This is a genomic window from Oleiphilus sp. HI0066, from assembly GCF_001635725.1.
The window spans coordinates 1-833 of record NZ_LWFH01001874.1 but is presented as its reverse complement, the minus strand read 5'-3'; the positions used below and the strand labels follow the sequence as shown (position 1 = coordinate 833).

Annotated in this window: 1 protein-coding gene; it reads left to right on the top strand. The window is 42.1% G+C overall.

Features of this window, described 5'->3' with window-relative positions:
- Positions 1 to 292: 292 nt before the first annotated feature.
- Positions 293 to 833: 3-deoxy-7-phosphoheptulonate synthase (locus A3738_RS28910; RefSeq protein ID WP_068764027.1), on the top strand; the 541-nt coding region annotated here is incomplete at its 3' end.

Sequence of the window (833 nt, the reverse complement as noted above, 5' to 3'; positions counted from 1 at the left end):
GATTTCGCCACTGCGATACATCCGTGCTTCGCGGCGCCGCTCGTCATCACTGTAATACCTAATCATATATTCCTTTACCGAAGCTTGTTTTTGTTTTGAATAACAAAAGTATAGACAGCGATGTTCAAAAGGTTATCGATAATCACAGGTTTTTTCATAATGTTTCACGGAACATTCGCTATGTCGTTGCAAAGCATTAACGTTTAGGTCAACATCGTGCCCACAAAGACAAACTTTCTGTTGTTAAAACAATAACCTGTCGGAAACGAAACGATATCAGTAGGTTAAATAAATGAGCGCTGAATTAGATAATATAAATGTTGCGAGCCAAGAACTCCTTATTACTCCCGCACAACTAAAGCAAGACATCCCTCTTACCGAGAAAGCGAAAGAAGTTGTCACTGAAGGTCGCGAAACGATCAATAATATCCTTGATCGCAAAGACAAGCGTATCTTCCTTGTTGTCGGTCCTTGTTCAATTCATGACATTGATGCTGCCAAAGATTACGCCCTAAGGCTAAAAGAATTGGCAGACAAAGTAAGCGACACTATTTACCTAGTCATGCGCGTTTATTTTGAAAAGCCACGCACAACGATTGGCTGGAAGGGATTGATCAATGACCCACATCTAAACGATTCATTTGAAATCGAAGATGGTCTTCATATTGGTCGTAAGCTTCTGATCGACATCGCAGAAATCGGCCTACCGACTGCTACAGAAGCGCTTGATCCGATTTCTCCGCAATACCTTCAAGACACAATCTCTTGGTCTGCAATCGGAGCAAGAACAACTGAATCGCAGACACACCGTGAAATGAGCTCTGGTCTGTCTG